Here is an 18,276-nt window from a genome sequence, read left to right as displayed (position 1 = left end):
ACCACCACATGACGCAAGACCACAAGCATCCCCTACAGGCGCGACTTCGTTCCTCTGGTCGACCGCCCCGACGGTCGGTCGATTCCCGGGGTTCACCACCCGGTGGCCGGGAATCCTGCCGAGCCTACTGCACCCGCCGGATCGGCACGGCGGACGAGGCACGGCGACGAGGATCGCCCTGGTCGCCTGCCCCACGTGGCGGTGGCACACGGCCATCCGGTACGACACCTCAGGTGGGATCCGCAGCCATCGATCCGACTGGCGGCCTGCACGATCAGGTACTGAGTCGAGCACACCCCGTGTGGTCCGCTGGTGCGGCGCCGGCCCGAAGCCTGCGCGTCCGACGGGGGAAGGGCACACACATGTACAAGGTCAGTCTGGCGGCGCTGACGGCGGCCGCCATGGTTCTGGTAGCGGGGTCACCGGCCGCCGCCACCACGACCGGCACCAGGATCACCATCGATCGCCACGCCAGCGAGCTGTACCTGTTCGAGCCGCCGGGCGCCGAGCCCGGCGAGGCGTACCCGGCGACCGGGGTCGAGGCCACCGCCCGCAACTGCCCGGCCGGCCCGCACCTCATGTCGGCCTCGCTGGTGCAGGACGGCCTGCCGACCCTCTGGGCCACCTCGGGACGGGGCGCCGGCGAAATCCAGTGCGACGGCGGCACGGTCGAGCTCGGGATGGCCTTCGCCCGGAGAGATCCGGTACTGCACCCGGGCAAGGCCACCGTTCGGTTCGCGCTGCGCGACTGGTACACCGGGGAGCAGCTGGCCGAGCGCACCAGGACCGTCTGGATCCCCTGCTGACGTACGACGCGAGGCCCGCCCCCGGCGTCCGGGGCGGGCCTCGCGGCAGAGCAGCCGCCGAGCGGCCAGAGGATCACACCTCGAGCAGCTCGGTCTCCTTGTGCTTGACCAGGTCGTCGATGCTGGCCACGTAGCGCTGGGTCAGGTCGTCCAGCTCCTTCTCGGCGCGGCGACCGTCGTCCTCGCCGGCCTCGCCGTCCTTGACGATCCGGTCCAGCTCCTCCTTGCCACGGCGGCGGACGTTGCGGATCGCCACCTTGGCCTCCTCGCCCTTGTGCCGGGCCACCTTGATCATGTCGCGGCGGCGCTCCTCGGTCATCTGCGGGAGCAGGATGCGCAGCTGGTTGCCCTCGTTGTTCGGGTTCACCCCGAGGTCCGAGTCGCGGATCGCCTTCTCCATCGCATTGATCTGCGAGTTGTCGTACGGCTTGATGATCGCCATCCGCGGCTCGGGGATCGCGACGGACGCCATCTGGGTCAGCGGCGTGGGGGTTCCGTAGTAGTCGATGATGATCTTGGAGAACATGGCGGGGGTCGCGCGACCGGTGCGGATGGCCCCGAACTCCTCCTTGGCGTGCTCGACCGCACGCTCCATCTTTTCCTCGGCCTCGAGGAGGGTGTCGTCGATCACCGGTCTCCTCGCCTCCTTCTATGCTCGTCGTGGGCTCTGCTGAAAGTCGCCGGGACCGCCGCTGCCGTCGCCGCGGGCGGAGCGGGGCTCAAGCGGTGATCAGGGTGCCGATCTTGTCGCCACCCACCGCGCGGATGATGGTGTCGTCACCCTGCGCGCCGAAGACCAGCATCGGCAGGCCGTTCTCCATGCAGAGGCTGAACGCCGCCGCGTCGGCCACCCGCAGATTGCGGCGCAGCACCTCAGAGAAGGTGATCGAGTCGAGCTTGCTGGCGGTGGGGTCGATCCGGGGGTCGGCGGTGTAGACGCCGTCCACGCCGTTCTTGCTCATCAGCACCACGTCGGCCCGGATCTCCAGCGCCCGCTGGGCGGCCACCGTGTCGGTGGAGAAATACGGCATCCCCGCGCCGGCGCCGAAGATGACCACGCGGCCCTTCTCCAGGTGCCGGATCGCCCGCAGCGGAATGTACGGCTCGGCCACCTGCGCCATGGTGATGGCGCTCTGCACCCGGGTCTCGATGCCTTCCTTCTCCAGGAAGTCCTGCAGGGCGAGGCAGTTCATCACGGTGCCCAGCATGCCCATGTAGTCGGCGCGGGCCCGGTCCATCCCGCGCTTCTGCAGCTCCGCGCCGCGGAAGAAGTTGCCGCCGCCGACCACCACGGAGACCTGCACGCCGCGGCGGACCACGGTGGCGATCTGCCGGGCGATGGCCTGGACGACGTCCGGGTCGACGCCGATCGCGCCGCCACCGAACACCTCACCGGAGAGCTTCAGCACCACCCGACGGGCGCGTCCGGGCGGCGGCGCCGTCGGATCCTCCACCGCCAGCGTCCGGTCACTCACAACCTGCGTCATCCGCCCCGCCCTTCCCCACGCGCACGCCCCGTGCGGCGCGTACCGCGAACCTGCCGCTGCCGACCCTATGTGACGAGGAGGCCGCGGTGCCTGTCACGTACACCGGCGGCCTCCTCGTCGACGTCTCCTGCCCACGGGCGCCCGCGGCGCCCGGCGGCGGCTCAGGCCTGGCCGACCTCGAACCGCACGAAGCGGGTGACCTCGATGCCGGCCTCGGCCAGCATCTGCTTCACCGACTTCTTGTTGTCGGCCACCGACGCCTGCTCGACCAGGACGTAGTCCTTGAAGAAGGCGTTCACCCGACCCTCGACGATCTTCGGCAGGGCCGCCTCGGGCTTGTTCTCCTCGCGGGCGGTCTGCTCGGCGATGCGCCGCTCGGACTCGACGACCTCGGCCGGAACCTCGTCCCGGGTGAGGTACTTCGGCCGCATCGCGGCGATCTGCATGGCGACACCACGAGCGTCGGCGTCGCCCGCCTCGTCGCTCTTGCCGGTGTACGACACCAGCACACCGACGGCCGGCGGCAGGTCCTGGGCCTTGCGGTGCAGGTAGACCGCGGTGGTGCCCTCGACCTTGGCGAACCGGTTGAGGACCAGCTTCTCGCCGATCTTGGCGGACTGCTCCTGGATCAGGTCGGCGACGCTCTTGCCGTTCAGCTCGGTGGCGAGCAGCTCCTCGGCGGTGTTCACGCCGGAGCGCTCACCGTGCTCGACGAGCTGCTGGGCCAGCGCGATGAACGACTCGGTCTTGGCGACGAAGTCGGTCTCGCAGTTGAGCTCGAGCAGCGCCTTGCCGGAGTGGGCGACCAGGCCGTTGGCGGCCGTACGACCGGCCCGCTTGCCGACGTCCTTGGCGCCCTTGACGCGCAGAATCTCGACGGCCTTGTCGAAGTCGCCCTCGGCCTCGGTCAGCGCCTTCTTGCTGTCCATCATGCCGGCGCCGGTGAGGTCGCGGAGCTTCTTGACGTCCGCGGCGGTGATTTGGGACATGGCTCTCTCTTCGGTGTTGAGACGGCGTGTGGATGGTCAGAGGTGCCGGTTACCCGGATCCGGGCGGATCGTGCCCGGCGTACCGCCGCTGCCCGCCGTCCGCGAAAACGGACGGCGAGGCAGCGACGGTGCGGTCACTCCGCGGTGGCGGCCGCCGGCTGCTCGGTGGCGGCCTGCGCCGGCTGCTCGGCGGCGGCGGGCTGCTCGGCAGCGGCAGCGGCCGGCTGCTCGGCCGGGGTGGCCGACTCGTCGGCCTTCTTCGGCTCCAGCAGCTCGCGCTCCCACTCGGCCAGCGGCTCGTCGCTCGCGACACCCTCGGGCTTCTCGTCCCCGCCCCGGCGACGGCCGGAACGCGCGATGAGACCGTCCGCGACGGCGGCGGCGACGACCTTGGTCAGCAGCTCGGCCGAACGGATCGCGTCGTCGTTGCCCGGGATCGGGAAGTCGACCTCGTCCGGGTCGCAGTTGGTGTCCAGCACCGCGATCACCGGGATGCCCAGCTTGCGGGCCTCGTCGACGGCGATGTGCTCCTTCTTGGTGTCGACGATCCAGACCGCGGCCGGCAGCTTCTGCATGTCCCGCAGACCGCCCAGCGTGCGGGTCAGCTTGATCTTCTCGCGGGAGAGCTGCAGCGTCTCCTTCTTGGTGTACCCGGCGGCGGTGCCGCTCAGGTCACCCAGGGCCTCCAGCTCCTTCATCCGCTGAAGGCGCTTGTACACCGTCTGGAAGTTCGTCAGCATGCCACCGAGCCAGCGGTGGTTGACGTACGGCTGGCCCACGCGGGTCGCCTGCTCGGAGATCGCCTCCTGAGCCTGCTTCTTGGTGCCGACGAAGAGGATGCTGCCACCCTCGGCGACGGTCCCACGCACGAACTCGTACGCCTTCTCGATGTAGTCGAGGGTCTGGCGCAGGTCAATGATGTAGATGCCGTTGCGCTCGGTCATGATGAAGCGCTTCATCTTCGGGTTCCAGCGCCGGGTCTGGTGCCCGAAGTGGACACCGCTCTCCAGCAGCTGGCGCATGGTCACGACGGCCATGGTGGGGTACTCCTCAAGATCCCTGGTTGTCACGCCCGGCCGGTGGCCGGGCGTCCTGGCGCCTGGTCGCCGGCCATGGTGTTCCCGACCAAGATCGGGACCAGGGAGGCCGTCGCCCCACGACGATTCGTGGAGAGGGCGCGCGAGGTCGACCGCACGAGGCGGTCGCCAGTTGGCCAGTGTACGCCCCTGTCCGCCCGACAGGCTGCCGGGTGCGCGCCGCCCCCGCCCGGCGGCTCAGCCAGTGGCGAGCGGCCGCTCCGAACTCCCGCTCAACCGGCGGCGAGCGCGGCGGCGACGAAGAGCACCAGGCCGACGGTCAGATAGGCCGTCGGGGGCCGCAGCCAACCCCGACCGCCGTCGGAGAGCGCCAGCCCGCCGGTTCGTAGCCCGTACAGCCCCGTTGCGAAGATCGGCAGCCCGGCGACCAGGAAGATGCCCACCACCACGTTCCCGGCGGCCAGCGGATCGCTGGTCACCCCGTCGAGCAGCACCCGCAGCGCCGGGATCTCGAAGATCAGCACCAGCAGGGCGAAGAGCACCGCCAGCGCCGGGCGGCGGGTGCGGTAGACGCCATCGGCCGCTGGCGGGTACGCCGGCGGCTCCCCCGCGGCCAGCTCACCACCCCGGGGGCCGACCGGCGGCATCGGCCCGGTCGGCATCTCCAGCGGGTGCGGCTGGTCGCCACCGCGACCGGGTTCAACGATCGGGTACCCGCCGAGCGGGGCGGGACGGGCCGGGTCGGCGAACACACCGGCGTCACCGGCGAGCGCCGCCTCGCGGGCGCCGGTGAGCGGCATCGACTCCCGGGCAGCGGTCAGCGGCATCGACTCCCGGGCGGCCGTCAGCGGCATCGACTCCCGGCCGGCGGTCAGCGGAGAACCCGTCGGCGCCGTCTCCCGCGCGGCCCGGCGACCGGGCAGCTCACCGGAGACCTCCGAGGGGTCGCGGTCCTCCGCCCGCCGCGAGCGGGCAGCCCGGTAACCGTCGGCCTCCGGCCGGGCGTCACCCAACGGGTCGACCGCCCCGAAGCGTCCGGAATCAGCCTCGGCCGTACCGAAGCCACCAGGCTGGGCGCTCACCGCACCGAAACGGCCGGAGTCGGATTCCGGAGTGCCGAAGCCACCAGGCTGGGCGCTCACCGCACCGAAACGGCCGGAGTCGGATTCCGGAGTGCCGAAGCGACCGGTGCCCTCGCCGTAGCGGCCCTCGTCCGCGTCGCGCTGATCGGGAACCCGGACCTCGTCGTCCCGGTACCGCGGTTCGCCCGCGCCACGCCACTCCGACTCGCCGTAGCCGCGACCCCGCTCGTCGGGGTACCAGCGCGACTCCTGATCTTCCGGAAAGCTCCGTCGTCCGTCCACGTCCGGCACCGTATGCGACGGACCGCCGCCGCGCCATTTCAGCCCGGCGCCTCGCCTCATCGGGGACGCACGCTGCACGATCGACGGCACCCACCACGGTGAGCGCGATACCTCAGAGTCATAAATATGCCTCCGAGGTATCGCGGTTTTCACCGCCCATTCCTCCGCGAGGCCGGCAACGGAGCCGTAGCACAGGGCGGGGTTGATCGGTTGGTCGTCCACAGGACAGCGGTTGTCCACAGGTGGCCGACGTCGGGATCGCGGCGGTCGGGCCCCGGCGGGCACCGTGCCGGCCATGACGAAGCGGAACCAGGCGGTCGGCGCGTACGGCGAGCGCTGCGCGACCCGACACCTGATCGGGGCGGGGCTGCGACCGGTCGCCCGAAACTGGCGCTGCCCGGACGGGGAGATCGACATCATCGCCTGGGACGGGCCCGTGCTCGCCTTCTGCGAGGTGAAGACGCGCCGGGGCGACAGCTTCGGCACCCCGGCCGAGGCGGTCGTGCCCGCCAAGGCACGGCGACTGCGCGGGCTCGCCGCGCGTTGGCTGGCCGAGACCGGGACGACCGCCGAGGAGGTGCGGTTCGACGTGCTCTCGGTGCGGTTGCCCGACGCGGGCCCGGCGCAGGTCGACCACCTCAAGGGCGTGTTCTGAGATGCGCGCTCCGGAAGGTCGGGGAGCGCCATGAGTTACGCGAAGGTGCTCTCCGTGGGGCTGGTCGGCGTCACCGGCCACCTGGTCGAGGTGGAGGCCGATCTCGCCGCCGGCCTGCCGGCGGTGGTGATCTCCGGGCTGCCGGACACCGCCCTGCACGAGGCCCGCGACCGGGTCCGGGCGGCCGTGGTCAACTCCGGCCAGCGCTGGCCCAACCGGCGCATCACCCTGAACCTGCTGCCGGCGACGTTGCCGAAATTCGGCTCCGCGTTCGATCTGGCCATCGCCGCCGCACTGCTGGGCGGCTCGGGTGAGCTGCCACTGCTACCCCTGGAGGGGGTGGTGGTCCTCGGCGAGCTGGGGCTGGACGGGACCGTCCGGCCGGTGCGCGGGGTGCTGCCGATGGTCGCCGCCGCCGCCCAGGCCGGCGTCGGGCGCGTGATCGTCCCGGCCGGCAACGCCGCCGAGGCCGCCGTCATCCCCGGGATACGGGTGCGGGCGGTCGACACGCTGCACCGGCTGGTCACCTTCGTCCGGGAGGGCAGCCCGCTGATCGAACCATCGGCCGAGACCCCGGAACCCGTCACCGGTGGCCCGGACCTGGCCGAGGTCGCCGGGCAGCAGATGGGGCGACGCGCGTTGGAGGTCGCCGCCGCCGGCGGGCACCACGTGGCGCTGCTCGGCCCGCCGGGCGCCGGCAAGACGATGCTGGCTGAGCGGCTGCCGTCGATCCTGCCCGAGCTGGACGACGACGCGGCGCTGGAGGTCACCGCGCTGCACTCGATCGCCGGACTGCTGCCACCGGGCGGCCGGTTGCTGCGCCGCCCGCCGCTCCAGGCGCCACACCACACGGCCACCGTGCCGTCGCTGGTCGGTGGCGGTTCGGGACTGGCCCGGCCCGGCGCGGTGTCGCTGGCCCACCGCGGCGTGCTCTTCCTCGACGAGGCGCCGGAGTTCAGCAAGGGCGCCCTGGAGGCGCTGCGCCAGCCGCTGGAGCACGGCCGCGTCAAGCTGGCCCGCAGCGGGGGCGGCACCGAATATCCGGCCCGGACCCAACTGGTGCTGGCCGCCAACCCTTGTCCGTGCGCGAAGCCCGGCGGGGACGCGTACTGCGAGTGCACCCCACTCGTCCGCCGCCGTTACCTGGGCCGGCTGTCCGGGCCGCTGCTCGACCGGATCGACGTGCAGGTGCGGCTGATGCCGGTGCGGGCGGCGGAGCTGATGGCTGCGGGAAGCGATGCGGAGTCCTCGGCCACGGTCGCCAAACGGGTGGTGGCTGCCCGGCAGGCGGCGGCCAGCCGCTGGGCCGCCCTCGGCCGGCGGCTCAACGCGGAGGTGGGCGGCCCGCACCTGCGCCGACCGCCGTGGCGGCTGCCCGCCCGGGACACCGCCGAGCTGCGCGGACGGCTCGACTCCGGCTCGCTGTCGGCACGCGGCTTCGACCGGGTGATCCGGATGGCATGGACGATCGCAGACCTGGACGGACGGGACCGGCCCGACCGGGAGGACGTCCGGGAGGCGATCCAACTACGCACGGGAGAGGCGACGTGAGCGCTGAAGACGAACGGCGGCTGGCCCGGGTGGCGCTGACCTGGCTGGCCGAGCCGGGCACCCGCGCGGTGCACCGGCTGGTGCAGCGGCTGGGCCCGGTGGCGGCGCTGGATCTGCTGCTCGACGGCGGTAGCCCGGACGGCTGGCTGCACACCACGGTCGCCGCCCGATCGGCCGCCGCCGACGCCCGCGCGGTGGCGGCCGAGGCACTGGGTCGGGCAGACCGTCTCGGTGCCCGGCTGGTCACGCCCGACGACGACGAGTGGCCGGGCCGGGTAGCCGGCCTGGCCAAGCTCCAACTGCCGGACGTCAGCCGGCGGGTGGACGTCGAGACCGCGCCGCCGCTCTGTTTCTGGGTCCGGGGAAGCTGGCCGCTGGGCGAGGCGCTGGAACGATCGGTGGCCGTGGTCGGGGCACGGGCGGCGACCGGCTACGGCCTGCACGTGGCCACCGAACTGGGGTACGGGCTGGCCGAACGGGACTGGACGGTCGTGTCCGGTGGCGCGTTCGGGATCGACGCGGCCGCCCACCGGGGCGCCCTCAACGCCGGCGGCCTGACCGTCGCGGTGCTGGCCTGCGGGCTGGATCGGCCGTATCCGATGGGTAACGCGGCGCTCTTCGATCGGATCGCCGACACCGGCCTGCTGGTCAGCGAGTGGCCGCCCGGGGCCGAGCCGCTACGACCCCGGTTCCTGATTCGCAACCGGGTCATCGCCGGAGGCACCCTCGGCACCGTCGTGGTGGAGGCGTCCGCACGGAGCGGCGCGACGCAGACCGCCCGGCGGGCCATCCACACCGACCGGGCGGCCATGGTGGTTCCCGGGCCGGTGACCTCGGCGATGTCCGTCGGCGCGCATGAGCTGCTCCGCGAGTTCCCGAAGGCTCGCCTCGTCACCGGGGTGGCGCACGTGCTCGAGGAGGTGGGCCGGATCGGTGCCGACCTGGCGCCGCTGGCCCGGGGCCCGCAGCGACCGGCCGACACGCTCGACGACGACGCGCGGTCGCTGTTGGAGGCACTACCTCGCCGGGGCGCGCTGGGCGTGGACGGGCTGGCCGCCCGGGCCCGCGTCGACGTACGCACCGCACTGCGCAAACTGTCCCTTCTGGAGGAGCTGTCCCTGGTGGTCCGCCGCGACGACGGTTACGCCCTCGCCCCGCCCGTCCGGCGGAAGCGGACGACGTCCGCCAGCCCGATCCCGACCGGGCCAGGCCCGGGCGCGCAAGGCGGTCCGGGAGATCGCCGAGCACCGACCGGACCAGCGCCGACCGGCCAGCACTGACGGGGCCAGCGCCGGCCACAACAGCGCCGACCACACCGACCCCGTAGCGGCCGGCGGTGCGCGACGCGCGGCCGTAGGCTGGTGGCGTGCCAGCTGTCAGCGGGGGTGCGCGGGCCCATCGCCCGGCCGCCACCACGGCGCCGCCGACCGGGCGGCGATGAGCCGGCCTGCCCGGGGCACCCGGGCCACCCACCAGGAGCTGCCGCCGGCGCTGCGCGACGCGGTGGACGACTTCGCCGAGCACCTGTCCCGGGTCCGCAACCGGTCGGCGCACACCGTCCGCGCGTACGTCACCGATCTGGTCTCGCTGCTCGACCATGCCGTCCGGATGGGCTGTGTCGACCTGGCCGAGCTTGACCTGTCGGTGCTGCGCAGCTGGCTGGCCCGGCAGCGGACGACCGGCGCGGCCCGCACGTCGCTGGCCCGGCGGGCCGCGTCGGCGCGCGCGTTCAGCGCCTGGGCGCACCGCGCCGGGCTGCTCGCCGCCGACGTGGGCGCCGCGCTGGCCAGCCCTCGCGCGCACCGGGAACTGCCCACCGTCCTGCGCGCCGACCAGGCCGCCGCCCTGGTGGACGCGCCGACCCGGCTGCCACCCACCTCCACACCGACCGAGTCGACAACGGCCGAGGCGGTGCCACTGCGCGACCGGGTGCTGCTGGAACTGCTGTACGCCACCGGCGTGCGGATCAGCGAGGCCTGCGGGTTGGACGTCGGAGACGTCGACCACGGCCGCCGGGTGATCCGGGTGTTCGGCAAGGGCGGTCGGGAACGTTCGGTGCCGTACGGGGTGCCCGCGCAGCGAGCGTTGGACGACTGGCTGCGCCGTGGCCGCCCGGCGCTGGTCGGCGCCCGCTCCGGCGACGCGCTGCTGCTCGGCGCCCGGGGCGGCCGACTCAACCCGACCACCGCACGTCAGATCATCGGCGGGTACGCCGAGGCCACCGGCCTGCCCCGGACCAGCCCGCACGGGCTACGTCACTCCGCTGCCACCCACCTGCTGGAGGGCGGTGCGGACCTGCGCGCCGTGCAGGAACTGCTCGGCCACTCGTCGCTGGCCAGCACGCAGATCTACACGCACGTCTCGGTGGAGCGGCTGCGCGCCGCCTACCGCCAGGCCCACCCGCGCGCCTGACCCCCGCAGGCCGACCCCGCATCGGACGCCACTCGGGGATGATCGACCGGCGGTTACGATCACCGGGTGAGCGTCCCGCAGCCCCCTGAGCCGATCCCGGGCGCCCGCCTGCTCTTCTCCCTCGACCCGGCGGTCAGCCACCTCAACCACGGCTCGTTCGGCGCGGTGCCGATCGGCGTGCAGCGTGCCCAACAGCGGCTGCGCGACGAGATGGAGGCCAACCCCCTGCGCTTCTTCACCCAGGGCCTGGTTGACCGGATCGCGCACACCCGCCGGCACCTGGCCACCTTCCTGGGCGCCGACCCGGACGGCAGCGCCCTGGTCGGCAACACCACCACCGGCGTCGCCGTGGTGCTCCAGTCGCTGGGGTTGCAGCCCGGCGACGAGGTGCTCAGCACCGACCACGGGTACGGGGCGGTAAGCCTGGCCATCCAGCGCGAGTGCCGCCGGACCGGGGCGGTCAGCCGAGTGCTGCCGATCCCGCTGGGCGCCACCGACGAGCAGATCGTGCAGACCGTGCGCGCCGGGCTGCGCCCGGGGCGGACCCGGCTCCTCGTCGTCGATCAACTCACCTCGGCCACCGCCCGGCTCTTCCCGGCCGCCGCCATCGTCGGGGTGGCCCACGAACACGGCGTCCCGGTCCTGGTGGATGCCGCGCACGCCCCGGGGATGCTGCCGACCCCGGTCATCAGCATCGGCGCCGACTTCTGGGTGGGCAACCTGCACAAGTGGGGGTACGCCCCGCGGGGCACCGCCCTGCTCGCGGTGACCGCGGCGTGGCGGGATCGGATCGAGCCGCTGGTGGTCTCGTGGGAGCAGGAGGCCGGCTTCCCGGCCCGGGTCGAATGGCAGGCCACCCTGGACTACACCTCGTGGTTGGCCGCCCCCGCGGGCCTGTTCACGCTTCGCAGCCTGGGCGTCGACCGGGTCCGGGAGCACAACGCCACGCTCGCCGCGTACGGCCAGCGGGTGGTGGGGGACGCGCTGGGTGTACCGCCCGCCCAGCTGCCCGACCCCGGCGGGCGCGCGGTGGCTCTGCGCATCGTCCCGCTGCCGGCCGGCATGGCCACCACCATCGACGCGGCGCGGGCGCTGCAGACGCGCATCGGCGAGCGGCTCGCCGCCGAGGTGGCGGTGATGACCTGGAACGGTCGAGGGTGGCTACGGCTCACCGGTCAGGTCTACAACGCCGCCGACGAGTACGAACGGCTGGCCGTACGACTGCCGGCGCTGCTCGCCCAGCGCTGACCCGACCGACCGGGAGCAGGCGTACCGGGCCGAGGCCGAGCAGGGCCAGCGGGTCGAGGTACTCGACGTCCCGGCGCAGGCCCCAGTGCAGGCAGGCCAGGGCCGGGCAACCCGGATGACCAGCCAGCAGCTCGCCCAGCGGCGTACCGGCGGCGACCTGCTGGCCGGGGCGTACCGCCGGTCGCACCGGCTCGTGGGTGGTCCGCAGCCCGCCGGAGTGCCCGACGGTGACCACCGGCCGACCGGCGACCAGGCCCGCGAAGAGCACCGTGCCCGGCCCGGCGCTGCGGACCACCGCCCCGGCCGGCGCGGCCAGGTCCACTCCCCGGTGCCCGGCCAGCCACGGCCGGGGTGGCGGATCGAATCGGCGCACCGGGCGGGGCGGCCCGTCGACCGGCCAGCGGAACCGCCCGGCACCGACGTCCGATGCGGCGGGCGCCACGACCGCGACCGGCACGACCGGCGTCGGCGCGCGGACGGGCGGCGCCGCGACCAGCACCGCCGGGCCGCAGAGCTGGACGGCCAGCGCGAGGGGCAACGCGGCGCAGAGCAGCACGGTGCGGCGGATCGGAACCGTAGGCGGGTCGGGTGGCGGTCGCATGACGGCAGCCTGCGACCGGGCCTGGACCGCCGGCCACCCCGAGCGGCCGAGCTGTGGACAGGTGGGGGTGCTGTGGACGCCCACCCGGAGCGCCCGGTGATCTGTTATGTCGTGGCCGGCTGAACGCTGTCCCTGCCACCCCGCATGGGGTCGGAGGGGTCGCGCGCACCGGGCCGGACCTGGGCCGTCGCGGAGGGCCTAGGCTGGTCCGCGTGCGAGCGCAGCGCCGCCGTCCGAACCGGGGAGGCACCCATGACCACTGTCGATGACCGGACGCCGGGGTCTTCGCAGGACGACCCGACTCCGCACCACGGGGCCGTCGGCGCGCCGACGGTGGCCGAGGTGAGCGGCCCGTCGCGGATCGCCGAGCCGGACGAGGCGTTCAGCGCCGAGGAGTTGCAGCTCGCCGCCCGCAACCACGGCATACCGCTGGAGGCGCTGCGCTACGACGTCACCCCGGCGGGGCTGCACTACCTGCTCACGCACTACGACATTCCGGAGCTGGACCCGGCCACGCACGCGCTGACCGTCGGCGGCGCGGTGGACCGGCCGTTGACCGTCAGCCTGGCGGAGCTACGTGAGCGGCCCCGGGTCACCCACCGGGTCACCCTGGAGTGCGCCGGCAACGGTCGGGCCCTGCTGCACCCCCGGCCGGTCAGCCAGCCCTGGTTGGTCGAGGCGGTCGGCAACGCCGAGTGGACCGGCACCCCGCTGGCGCCGCTGCTGCGCGAGGCGGGTCTCGGGCCGGACGCGGTCGACGTGGTCTTCACCGGCGCCGATCACGGCGTCGAGCGCGGGGTGGAGCAGGACTACCAGCGCGGGCTGCCGGTCGCCGACGCGCTGCGCGACGAGGTGCTGCTGGCGTACGAGATGAACGGTGCTCCCCTGCTGCCGCAGCACGGTGCGCCGCTGCGGCTGATCGTGCCGGGCTGGTACGGCATGGCGCACGTGAAGTGGCTGCGCTCGGTGGAGGTGCGGACCGAGCCGTTCGAGGGGTACCAGAACGCGGTCGCCTACCGGGTGCGCCGCGACGCTGACGACCCGGGCGTTCCGGTCACCCGGATCGAGCCGCGCGCGCTGGTCCGCCCGCCCGGCTTCCCGGACTTCATGTCCCGCCGCCGGGTGCTCCGCCCGGGACCATGCACTCTGGACGGTCGAGCCTGGTCGGGGCACGCGCCGGTGGTCGCCGTGGAGGTGACCACCGACGGCGGGACGAGCTGGACGCCGGCCGAGCTGGACGCCGCGGAGGGCGACTTCGCCTGGCGACGGTGGCGGCACGAGTGGACCGCGACGCCGGGCCGGTACGTGCTCAGCGCGCGGGCGACGGACGCCTCCGGGCGGACCCAGCCGGTCGAGCAGCCGTGGAACCGGGGCGGCTTCGCCAACAACCTGGTGCAGCGGGTCGAGGTCGTGGTGCCGGCCGAGTGACCGGCGGCGTGGGCTGCGCCACGGGTGGGGGGCCCGTGGTGCGGCCCGGCGGAAACGGGTGCGGTCAGCCGCCGAAGCCGGAGTCGGCGGGCAGCGAGATGTCGGGCTTCTCCAGCTCCTCGACGTTGACGTCCTTGAAGGTCATCACCCGGACGTTCTTCACGAAGCGGGCAGGACGGTACATGTCCCACACCCAGGCATCGTGCATCTCGACCTCGAAGTAGACCTCGCCGTCGGAGTTGCGCACGTGCAGGTCGACCTGGTTGGCCAGGTAGAACCGGCGTTCCGTCTCCACCACGTAGGAGAACTGGCGGACAATGTCGCGGTACTCCCGGTAGAGCTGCAGCTCCATCTCGGTCTCGTACTTCTCGAGATCTTCCGCGCTCATCGCACTCCGCCTTCCATGACCACATCTTCCCCCACCGGCGCCGGAGGCCGAAGCTGCTCGCCCAACGCCACGCCGACGGTACTCCCTGACGCCCAGGAGCGCTCCATCGGCTCGTCCGGGCCCGGATGCACGGGCCGGCGGGCGCGCGGCGGCCGCCCGTCGCGGCCGGAGACCGCGGCGACGTTGACGTACGAGAAACGGTGCTCCCGGCACGGCCCGTGCTCCCGCAGCGCCGCGGAATGCTCCGGCGTGATGTAGCCCTTGTGCTCGGCGAAACCGTACGCCGGGAACACACCGTCCAACTCCACCATGATCCGGTCCCGGGTGACCTTGGCGAGCACGCTGGCCGCCGCCACGCAGGCCGCCACCCGGTCGCCCTTCCACACGGCCAGCCCCGGCACACCCAGGCCGTCCACGCCGAAGCCGTCGGTCAGCACGTACTCCGGCCGGGTGGTGAGCGAGGCGAGCGCCCGGCGCATCGCGGCCAGGTTGCACACGTGGAGCCCTCGGGCGTCGACCTCCTCGGCCGGGATGACCACCACGGCGTACGCCAGCGCGCGGTCCACGACCTCCGCGTACACCCGCTCCCGGGCGGCCGGGGTGAGCAGCTTGGAGTCGGCCAGCTCCTCGATCTCGCCGCGCCGCCCCTCGGGCAGCACCGCCGCGGCGGCGACCAGCGGGCCCGCGCACGCGCCCCGACCGGCCTCGTCGGCGCCGGCGACCAGCCGGAAGCCGCGCCGCTGCAACGCCCGCTCCAGCGCGTACAGCCCGGCCTCCCGGCGCACGACGGTGCGCGGCGGGGTCAGCACGAGCCCTCGTCCCGGCCGGCGCCGGCGGTCGGTCGCAGGAGCCTGCTCAACAGGGCGGGCAGCTCGGCCGGGTAGTACCGCTCATCGCTGGCCGCCAGCTCGTCCGGCGGCCACCAGCGGTGACCGGCGATGCTGCGCTGCTCGACGTCGTCGAAGCCGGCGGTGTCCACCTCCCACGACGACACCCGGACCAGGAAGAACACCTGCTGCTGGCTGTACCACACACCGTCGAACGGGAACTCGGTCGTCTCGGACCAGACCGGCTCACCCAGCTCGGCGGGGTCGAGCCGCAACCCGGTCTCCTCGGCCAGCTCCCGGATCGCGCCCGCCGCCGGTGACTCCGCCGGATCGAGTCCGCCGCCCGGGGTGAACCAGTAGCGGTGCCCGGGGCGCGCCGGGTCGAAGCCGTGGAAGAGCAGGACCCGGCCGGCCGCGTCGACGAGCAGCACGCGGGCGGCGCGTCGAGGGGTGTAGACGGTCACGGCCCCAGCCTGCCAGACCGGCGGCGGATCGCCCACGCCCCCGTCGACCTACGGCTTCGGGATGCCGTCGAACTGGTCGGGCACCGTCAGCCAGGTGGCCCGGTTGACCGGCCAGAACACGGTGAACGCCCGCCCGACCACCTCGTCCTCGGGAATGGTGGCCTCGGTGATGTTCTGCCCGGACTGCTGCCAGTGCTCCAGCGAGTCGCCCGAGGCGGACCGGTGGTCGCCCATCACCCAGAGTCGCCCCTTCGGCACGGTGATGTCGAATTCCTGGTCGGCCGGCTTGTCGCGGATCCCGTCCATCGAGAAGATGTACGGCTCGTCGAGCGACTTGCCGTTGATCACCAGCCGCTCCTCCGGGTCGCAGCAGACCACGTGGTCGCCACCGACACCGATCACCCGCTTGATGAAGTCCTCACCGTCGGGGTTGCCGCTCCACGCGATCGGCGCCTTGAACACGATCACCTCGCCGCGGTGCGGCGAGCGGAAGTCGTAGACCAGCTTGTTGACCAGCACCCGGTCATCGATCTTGAGAGTGTTCTCCATGGACGGGGAGGGGATGAAGAAGGTCTGCAGCACGAAGGCGCGGACCAGCACCGCAACCAGGATCGCCACACCCAGCAGGATCGGCAGCTCCTTCCAGAAGGAACTGCGGGGCTTGTCGGTCTGCTCGTCAATCACGCCAAGGAGCCTACGTTGCCGGGCTGGACGTCACCGTCCGGAACGCGCGGGAACCCCGCAGCGCGGCTACCAGGGGAAGAAGCAGCAGCACACCGCCCTGTGGGGTCGGTCGGACCGGAGGCGCGCCCGAGGAGGCCGCGGCCGGCCCGGACACGTCGTCGAACGTCGACGGCACCGACAGCGGATCCCACCGGGAGGACGGCCAGACCACCATGAAGGCGCGGCCGACCACGTTGTCGATCGGCACCGGGCCCTGGCAGCGCGCGTCCTGGGAGACCAGCCGGTGGTCGCCCATCACGAAGATCTGGCCGGGCGGCACGACGACCTCGTCGAAGCGCCGGGAGCGGCACTCCCCCGGGTTGGGCGGCAGGTCCAGCGGGGAGTCGCGCACCACGTAGGGCTCGTCGAGCGGGGTGCCGTTGACGGTGACCCGGCCCTGGCTGTCGCAGCACTTGACCCGGTCGCCCGGGAGGCCGATCACCCGTTTGATGAAGTCCTTCTCGCCGGGGCGGCTCACCCCGACCAGGTCGCCGACGGTCCGGGTGAGCTTGCCGGTGAAGCCCGGCGCCGGCTGCTCGTCGACCTGTGGCGCCCAGCGGTCGGTGCCCCGGAAGACCACCACCTCGCCGCGTACCGGGTCGCGGACGTCGTAGACGACCTTGTTGACCAGCACCCGGTCGCCGATCAGGAGCGTGTCCTCCATCGAGCCGGACGGAATGAAGAACGCCTGGAGCAGGAAGGTGCGGATCAGCACCGCGAGGCAGAACGCGACGACCAGGAGCAGCGGGAGCTCCTGCCAGAGGGGCATCTGCCGGCGGGTGCGGCGGGACCGCCGGCGCCACGGATCGACGGTGCCGTCCTCGTCAAGCGTCTGCACCACGCCACTCCCCGGTCCGCAGAAACACCACCGCCCGGGGGCCTCGTCGAGGCCCCACGGGCGGTTGTGGACGGCTGCCCGCCACGTGGGCGGGGCCGCCGCTTGGCTGCGCCCGTACGACCAGGGTAGTGCGGTCCGGTCGGTACGGCATACGCGCAGCTCAGGCGGCGTGGCGAGCGGGAAGTCAGCTGGGCTGCTTCTCCCGCTTCTCCTTGATCTTGGCCTTCTTGCCGCGCAGCTCGCGCAGGTAGTACAGCTTGGCGCGGCGCACGGCACCGCGGGTCACGATCTCGATCCGGTCGATGCCGGGACCGTTGAGCGGGTAGGTCCGCTCGACGCCGACACCGAAGCTCACCTTGCGGACCGAGAAGGTCTCGCGCAGTCCGTCACCCTGGCGGCGGATGACGACGCCCTGGAAGATCTGGACACGGGACCGGTTGCCCTCGACGACCCGCGCGTGCACCTTGACGGTGTCACCGGCACGGAAGTCGGGGAGGTCGGTCCGCTTCGACTGGGCGTCAAGGGCGTCCAGGATGTTCATCGCTGCGTCCTCGTAAGGCTCACGGCGCACCGTCACTCGGTGCGCGGGTGGGTGATTCTGATCCCCGGGTGGTGATCGGCTAGCCGACCCCGGTCGGGAATCCTCGCAGCCGCCCGCGGGCGCGGACGGATGCGGCAACCCCTCTACTTTGCCACATCTCCCGGCGGGGGCTGAAATCCGGCCCGATCCAGCGCCGCGATGTCCCGTTTGTCGAGCCGGTCGGGGGGCAGCGCGGCGAGCAGGTCCGGACGCTGCGCGGCGGTGCGCAGCAGCCCCTCCTCGCGCCGCCAGCGGGCGATCTTTCCGTGGTCGCCGGAGCGGAGCACCTCCGGCACATCGTGCCCGCGCCAGCTCGGCGGCTTGGTGTAGATCGGTGCTTCGAGCAGCCCGTGCGCGTGTGACTCCTCGTCCAGCGAGCCGGCGTTGCCCAGTACACCGGGCAGCAGCCGGGTGATCGCCTCCAGGACGACCAGCACCGCCACCTCGCCGCCGAAGAGCACGTAGTCGCCGAGCGAGACCTCGGTGACCGGCATCCGGGTCGCGGCGTGCGCCAGCACCCGCTGGTCGATCCCCTCGTACCGGCCGCAGGCGAAGAGCAGGTGCGGCTCGGCGGCCAGCTCGTACGCCATGGCCTGAGTGAACGGAACACCGGCCGGCGAGGGCACCAGCAGCCGGGGCGGCGGGGCCTCGACCGGGGCGAGCGCGTCCAGCGCACCGCCCCACGGCTCCGGACGCATCACCATGCCCGGACCGCCGCCGTAGGGGGTGTCGTCGACCGTGCGGTGCACGTCGTGGGTCCAGGTCCGCAGGTCGTGCACGGCCAACTGGAGTACGCCGTTGGCCCGGGCCCGGCCGATCAGGGACAGGTCCAGAGGGGCGAAGTACTCCGGGAAGATCGACACGATGTCGACGCGCAT

19 protein-coding genes and 1 pseudogene are annotated in these 18,276 nt (G+C 73.1%); 7 read left to right on the top strand and 13 right to left on the bottom strand.

Going from position 1 to position 18,276, the window contains the following annotated elements:
- The first annotated feature begins 362 nt into the window (after positions 1–362).
- Complete coding sequence (locus tag EAD89_RS24540; RefSeq protein WP_121677352.1) at positions 363–806, top strand: hypothetical protein; 444 nt, start codon at positions 363–365, stop codon at positions 804–806.
- A 73-nt stretch (positions 807–879) separates the two neighbouring features.
- On the opposite strand, the gene frr is transcribed toward EAD89_RS24540, so the two are convergent.
- The 5 genes and pseudogenes from frr to EAD89_RS24515 form a co-directional block, all read right to left on the bottom strand.
- Positions 880–1,437 carry a ribosome recycling factor gene (gene frr / locus EAD89_RS24535; protein WP_121677351.1) on the bottom strand — a complete coding sequence of 186 codons (558 nt, stop codon included), beginning with the start codon at positions 1,435–1,437 and terminating at the stop codon, positions 880–882.
- Between the two features lie 88 nt (positions 1,438–1,525).
- Complete coding sequence (gene pyrH, locus EAD89_RS24530) at positions 1,526–2,293, bottom strand: UMP kinase (protein ID WP_121655236.1); 768 nt, start codon at positions 2,291–2,293, stop codon at positions 1,526–1,528.
- 161 nt (positions 2,294–2,454) lie between these two features.
- Entirely contained in the window at positions 2,455–3,282 is an 828-nt protein-coding gene (gene tsf / locus EAD89_RS24525) for a translation elongation factor Ts (protein ID WP_121677350.1), read from the bottom strand.
- Between the two features lie 134 nt (positions 3,283–3,416).
- Positions 3,417–4,319, bottom strand: a complete 903-nt coding sequence (gene rpsB / locus EAD89_RS24520) for a 30S ribosomal protein S2 (protein WP_121677349.1) — start codon at positions 4,317–4,319, stop codon at positions 3,417–3,419.
- A 272-nt stretch (positions 4,320–4,591) separates the two neighbouring features.
- Positions 4,592–5,720: pseudogene (locus EAD89_RS24515) on the bottom strand (hypothetical protein).
- A 258-nt stretch (positions 5,721–5,978) separates the two neighbouring features.
- On the opposite strand from EAD89_RS24515, the gene EAD89_RS24510 reads away from it, so the two are divergent.
- The 5 genes from EAD89_RS24510 (at position 5,979) to EAD89_RS24490 (ending at position 11,549) form a co-directional block, all read left to right on the top strand.
- Positions 5,979–6,338 carry a YraN family protein gene (locus tag EAD89_RS24510; RefSeq protein WP_121677376.1) on the top strand — a complete coding sequence of 120 codons (360 nt, stop codon included), beginning with the start codon at positions 5,979–5,981 and terminating at the stop codon, positions 6,336–6,338.
- Between the two features lie 30 nt (positions 6,339–6,368).
- Positions 6,369–7,889 (top strand): YifB family Mg chelatase-like AAA ATPase, encoded by a 1,521-nt coding sequence (locus EAD89_RS24505; RefSeq protein WP_121677347.1) that lies wholly within the window; start codon positions 6,369–6,371, stop codon positions 7,887–7,889.
- Entirely contained in the window at positions 7,886–9,169 is a 1,284-nt protein-coding gene (locus EAD89_RS24500; RefSeq protein ID WP_233579078.1) for a DNA-processing protein DprA, read from the top strand. Before EAD89_RS24505 ends, EAD89_RS24500 begins: the two co-directional genes overlap by 4 nt.
- Before the next feature lie 157 nt (positions 9,170–9,326).
- Complete coding sequence (locus EAD89_RS24495; protein WP_121655258.1) at positions 9,327–10,301, top strand: tyrosine recombinase XerC; 975 nt, start codon at positions 9,327–9,329, stop codon at positions 10,299–10,301.
- Positions 10,302–10,367: 66 nt separating this feature from the next.
- On the top strand, positions 10,368–11,549 hold the full coding sequence (locus EAD89_RS24490; protein ID WP_121677346.1) for an aminotransferase class V-fold PLP-dependent enzyme: 1,182 nt from the start codon (positions 10,368–10,370) through the stop codon (positions 11,547–11,549).
- Here EAD89_RS24490 and EAD89_RS24485 read toward each other — a convergent pair.
- Entirely contained in the window at positions 11,470–12,150 is a 681-nt protein-coding gene (locus EAD89_RS24485) for a murein hydrolase activator EnvC (RefSeq protein ID WP_121677345.1), read from the bottom strand. The two genes, EAD89_RS24490 and EAD89_RS24485, sit on opposite strands and share 80 nt — an antisense overlap.
- A 252-nt stretch (positions 12,151–12,402) precedes the next feature.
- On the opposite strand from EAD89_RS24485, the gene EAD89_RS24480 reads away from it, so the two are divergent.
- Entirely contained in the window at positions 12,403–13,578 is a 1,176-nt protein-coding gene (locus EAD89_RS24480) for a sulfite oxidase (protein ID WP_233579076.1), read from the top strand.
- 64 nt (positions 13,579–13,642) lie between these two features.
- Here the strand turns inward: EAD89_RS24480 and EAD89_RS24475 are convergent, their stop codons facing one another.
- From EAD89_RS24475 to trmD, 7 genes are all read right to left on the bottom strand, one after another.
- Positions 13,643–13,966, bottom strand: a complete 324-nt coding sequence (locus EAD89_RS24475; RefSeq protein WP_007075222.1) for a DUF2469 domain-containing protein — start codon at positions 13,964–13,966, stop codon at positions 13,643–13,645.
- Entirely contained in the window at positions 13,963–14,775 is an 813-nt protein-coding gene (locus tag EAD89_RS24470; RefSeq protein ID WP_121677344.1) for a ribonuclease HII, read from the bottom strand. The genes EAD89_RS24475 and EAD89_RS24470 overlap by 4 nt, the downstream gene beginning before the upstream one ends.
- Positions 14,769–15,257 (bottom strand): NUDIX hydrolase, encoded by a 489-nt coding sequence (locus tag EAD89_RS24465; protein WP_121677374.1) that lies wholly within the window; start codon positions 15,255–15,257, stop codon positions 14,769–14,771. The genes EAD89_RS24470 and EAD89_RS24465 overlap by 7 nt, the downstream gene beginning before the upstream one ends.
- A 48-nt stretch (positions 15,258–15,305) precedes the next feature.
- Positions 15,306–15,941, bottom strand: coding sequence for a signal peptidase I (gene lepB / locus EAD89_RS24460; protein WP_121677343.1), 636 nt, complete (start codon positions 15,939–15,941; stop codon positions 15,306–15,308).
- A gap of 10 nt (positions 15,942–15,951) precedes the next feature.
- Positions 15,952–16,821: a signal peptidase I gene (gene lepB, locus EAD89_RS24455; RefSeq protein WP_121655247.1), complete on the bottom strand. Its 870-nt coding sequence runs from the start codon at positions 16,819–16,821 to the stop codon at positions 15,952–15,954.
- A gap of 181 nt (positions 16,822–17,002) precedes the next feature.
- Positions 17,003–17,359 carry a 50S ribosomal protein L19 gene (rplS, locus tag EAD89_RS24450; RefSeq protein ID WP_074317771.1) on the bottom strand — a complete coding sequence of 119 codons (357 nt, stop codon included), beginning with the start codon at positions 17,357–17,359 and terminating at the stop codon, positions 17,003–17,005.
- 143 nt (positions 17,360–17,502) lie between these two features.
- On the bottom strand, positions 17,503–18,276 hold the full coding sequence (trmD, locus tag EAD89_RS24445) for a tRNA (guanosine(37)-N1)-methyltransferase TrmD (RefSeq protein WP_121677342.1): 774 nt from the start codon (positions 18,274–18,276) through the stop codon (positions 17,503–17,505).

It is taken from the genome of Micromonospora sp. BL4, from assembly GCF_003667505.1.
Taxonomy (GTDB): domain Bacteria; phylum Actinomycetota; class Actinomycetes; order Mycobacteriales; family Micromonosporaceae; genus Micromonospora.
The sequence above is the reverse complement of the archived record's forward strand: the minus strand, read 5'-3'. Positions and strand labels throughout refer to the sequence as shown.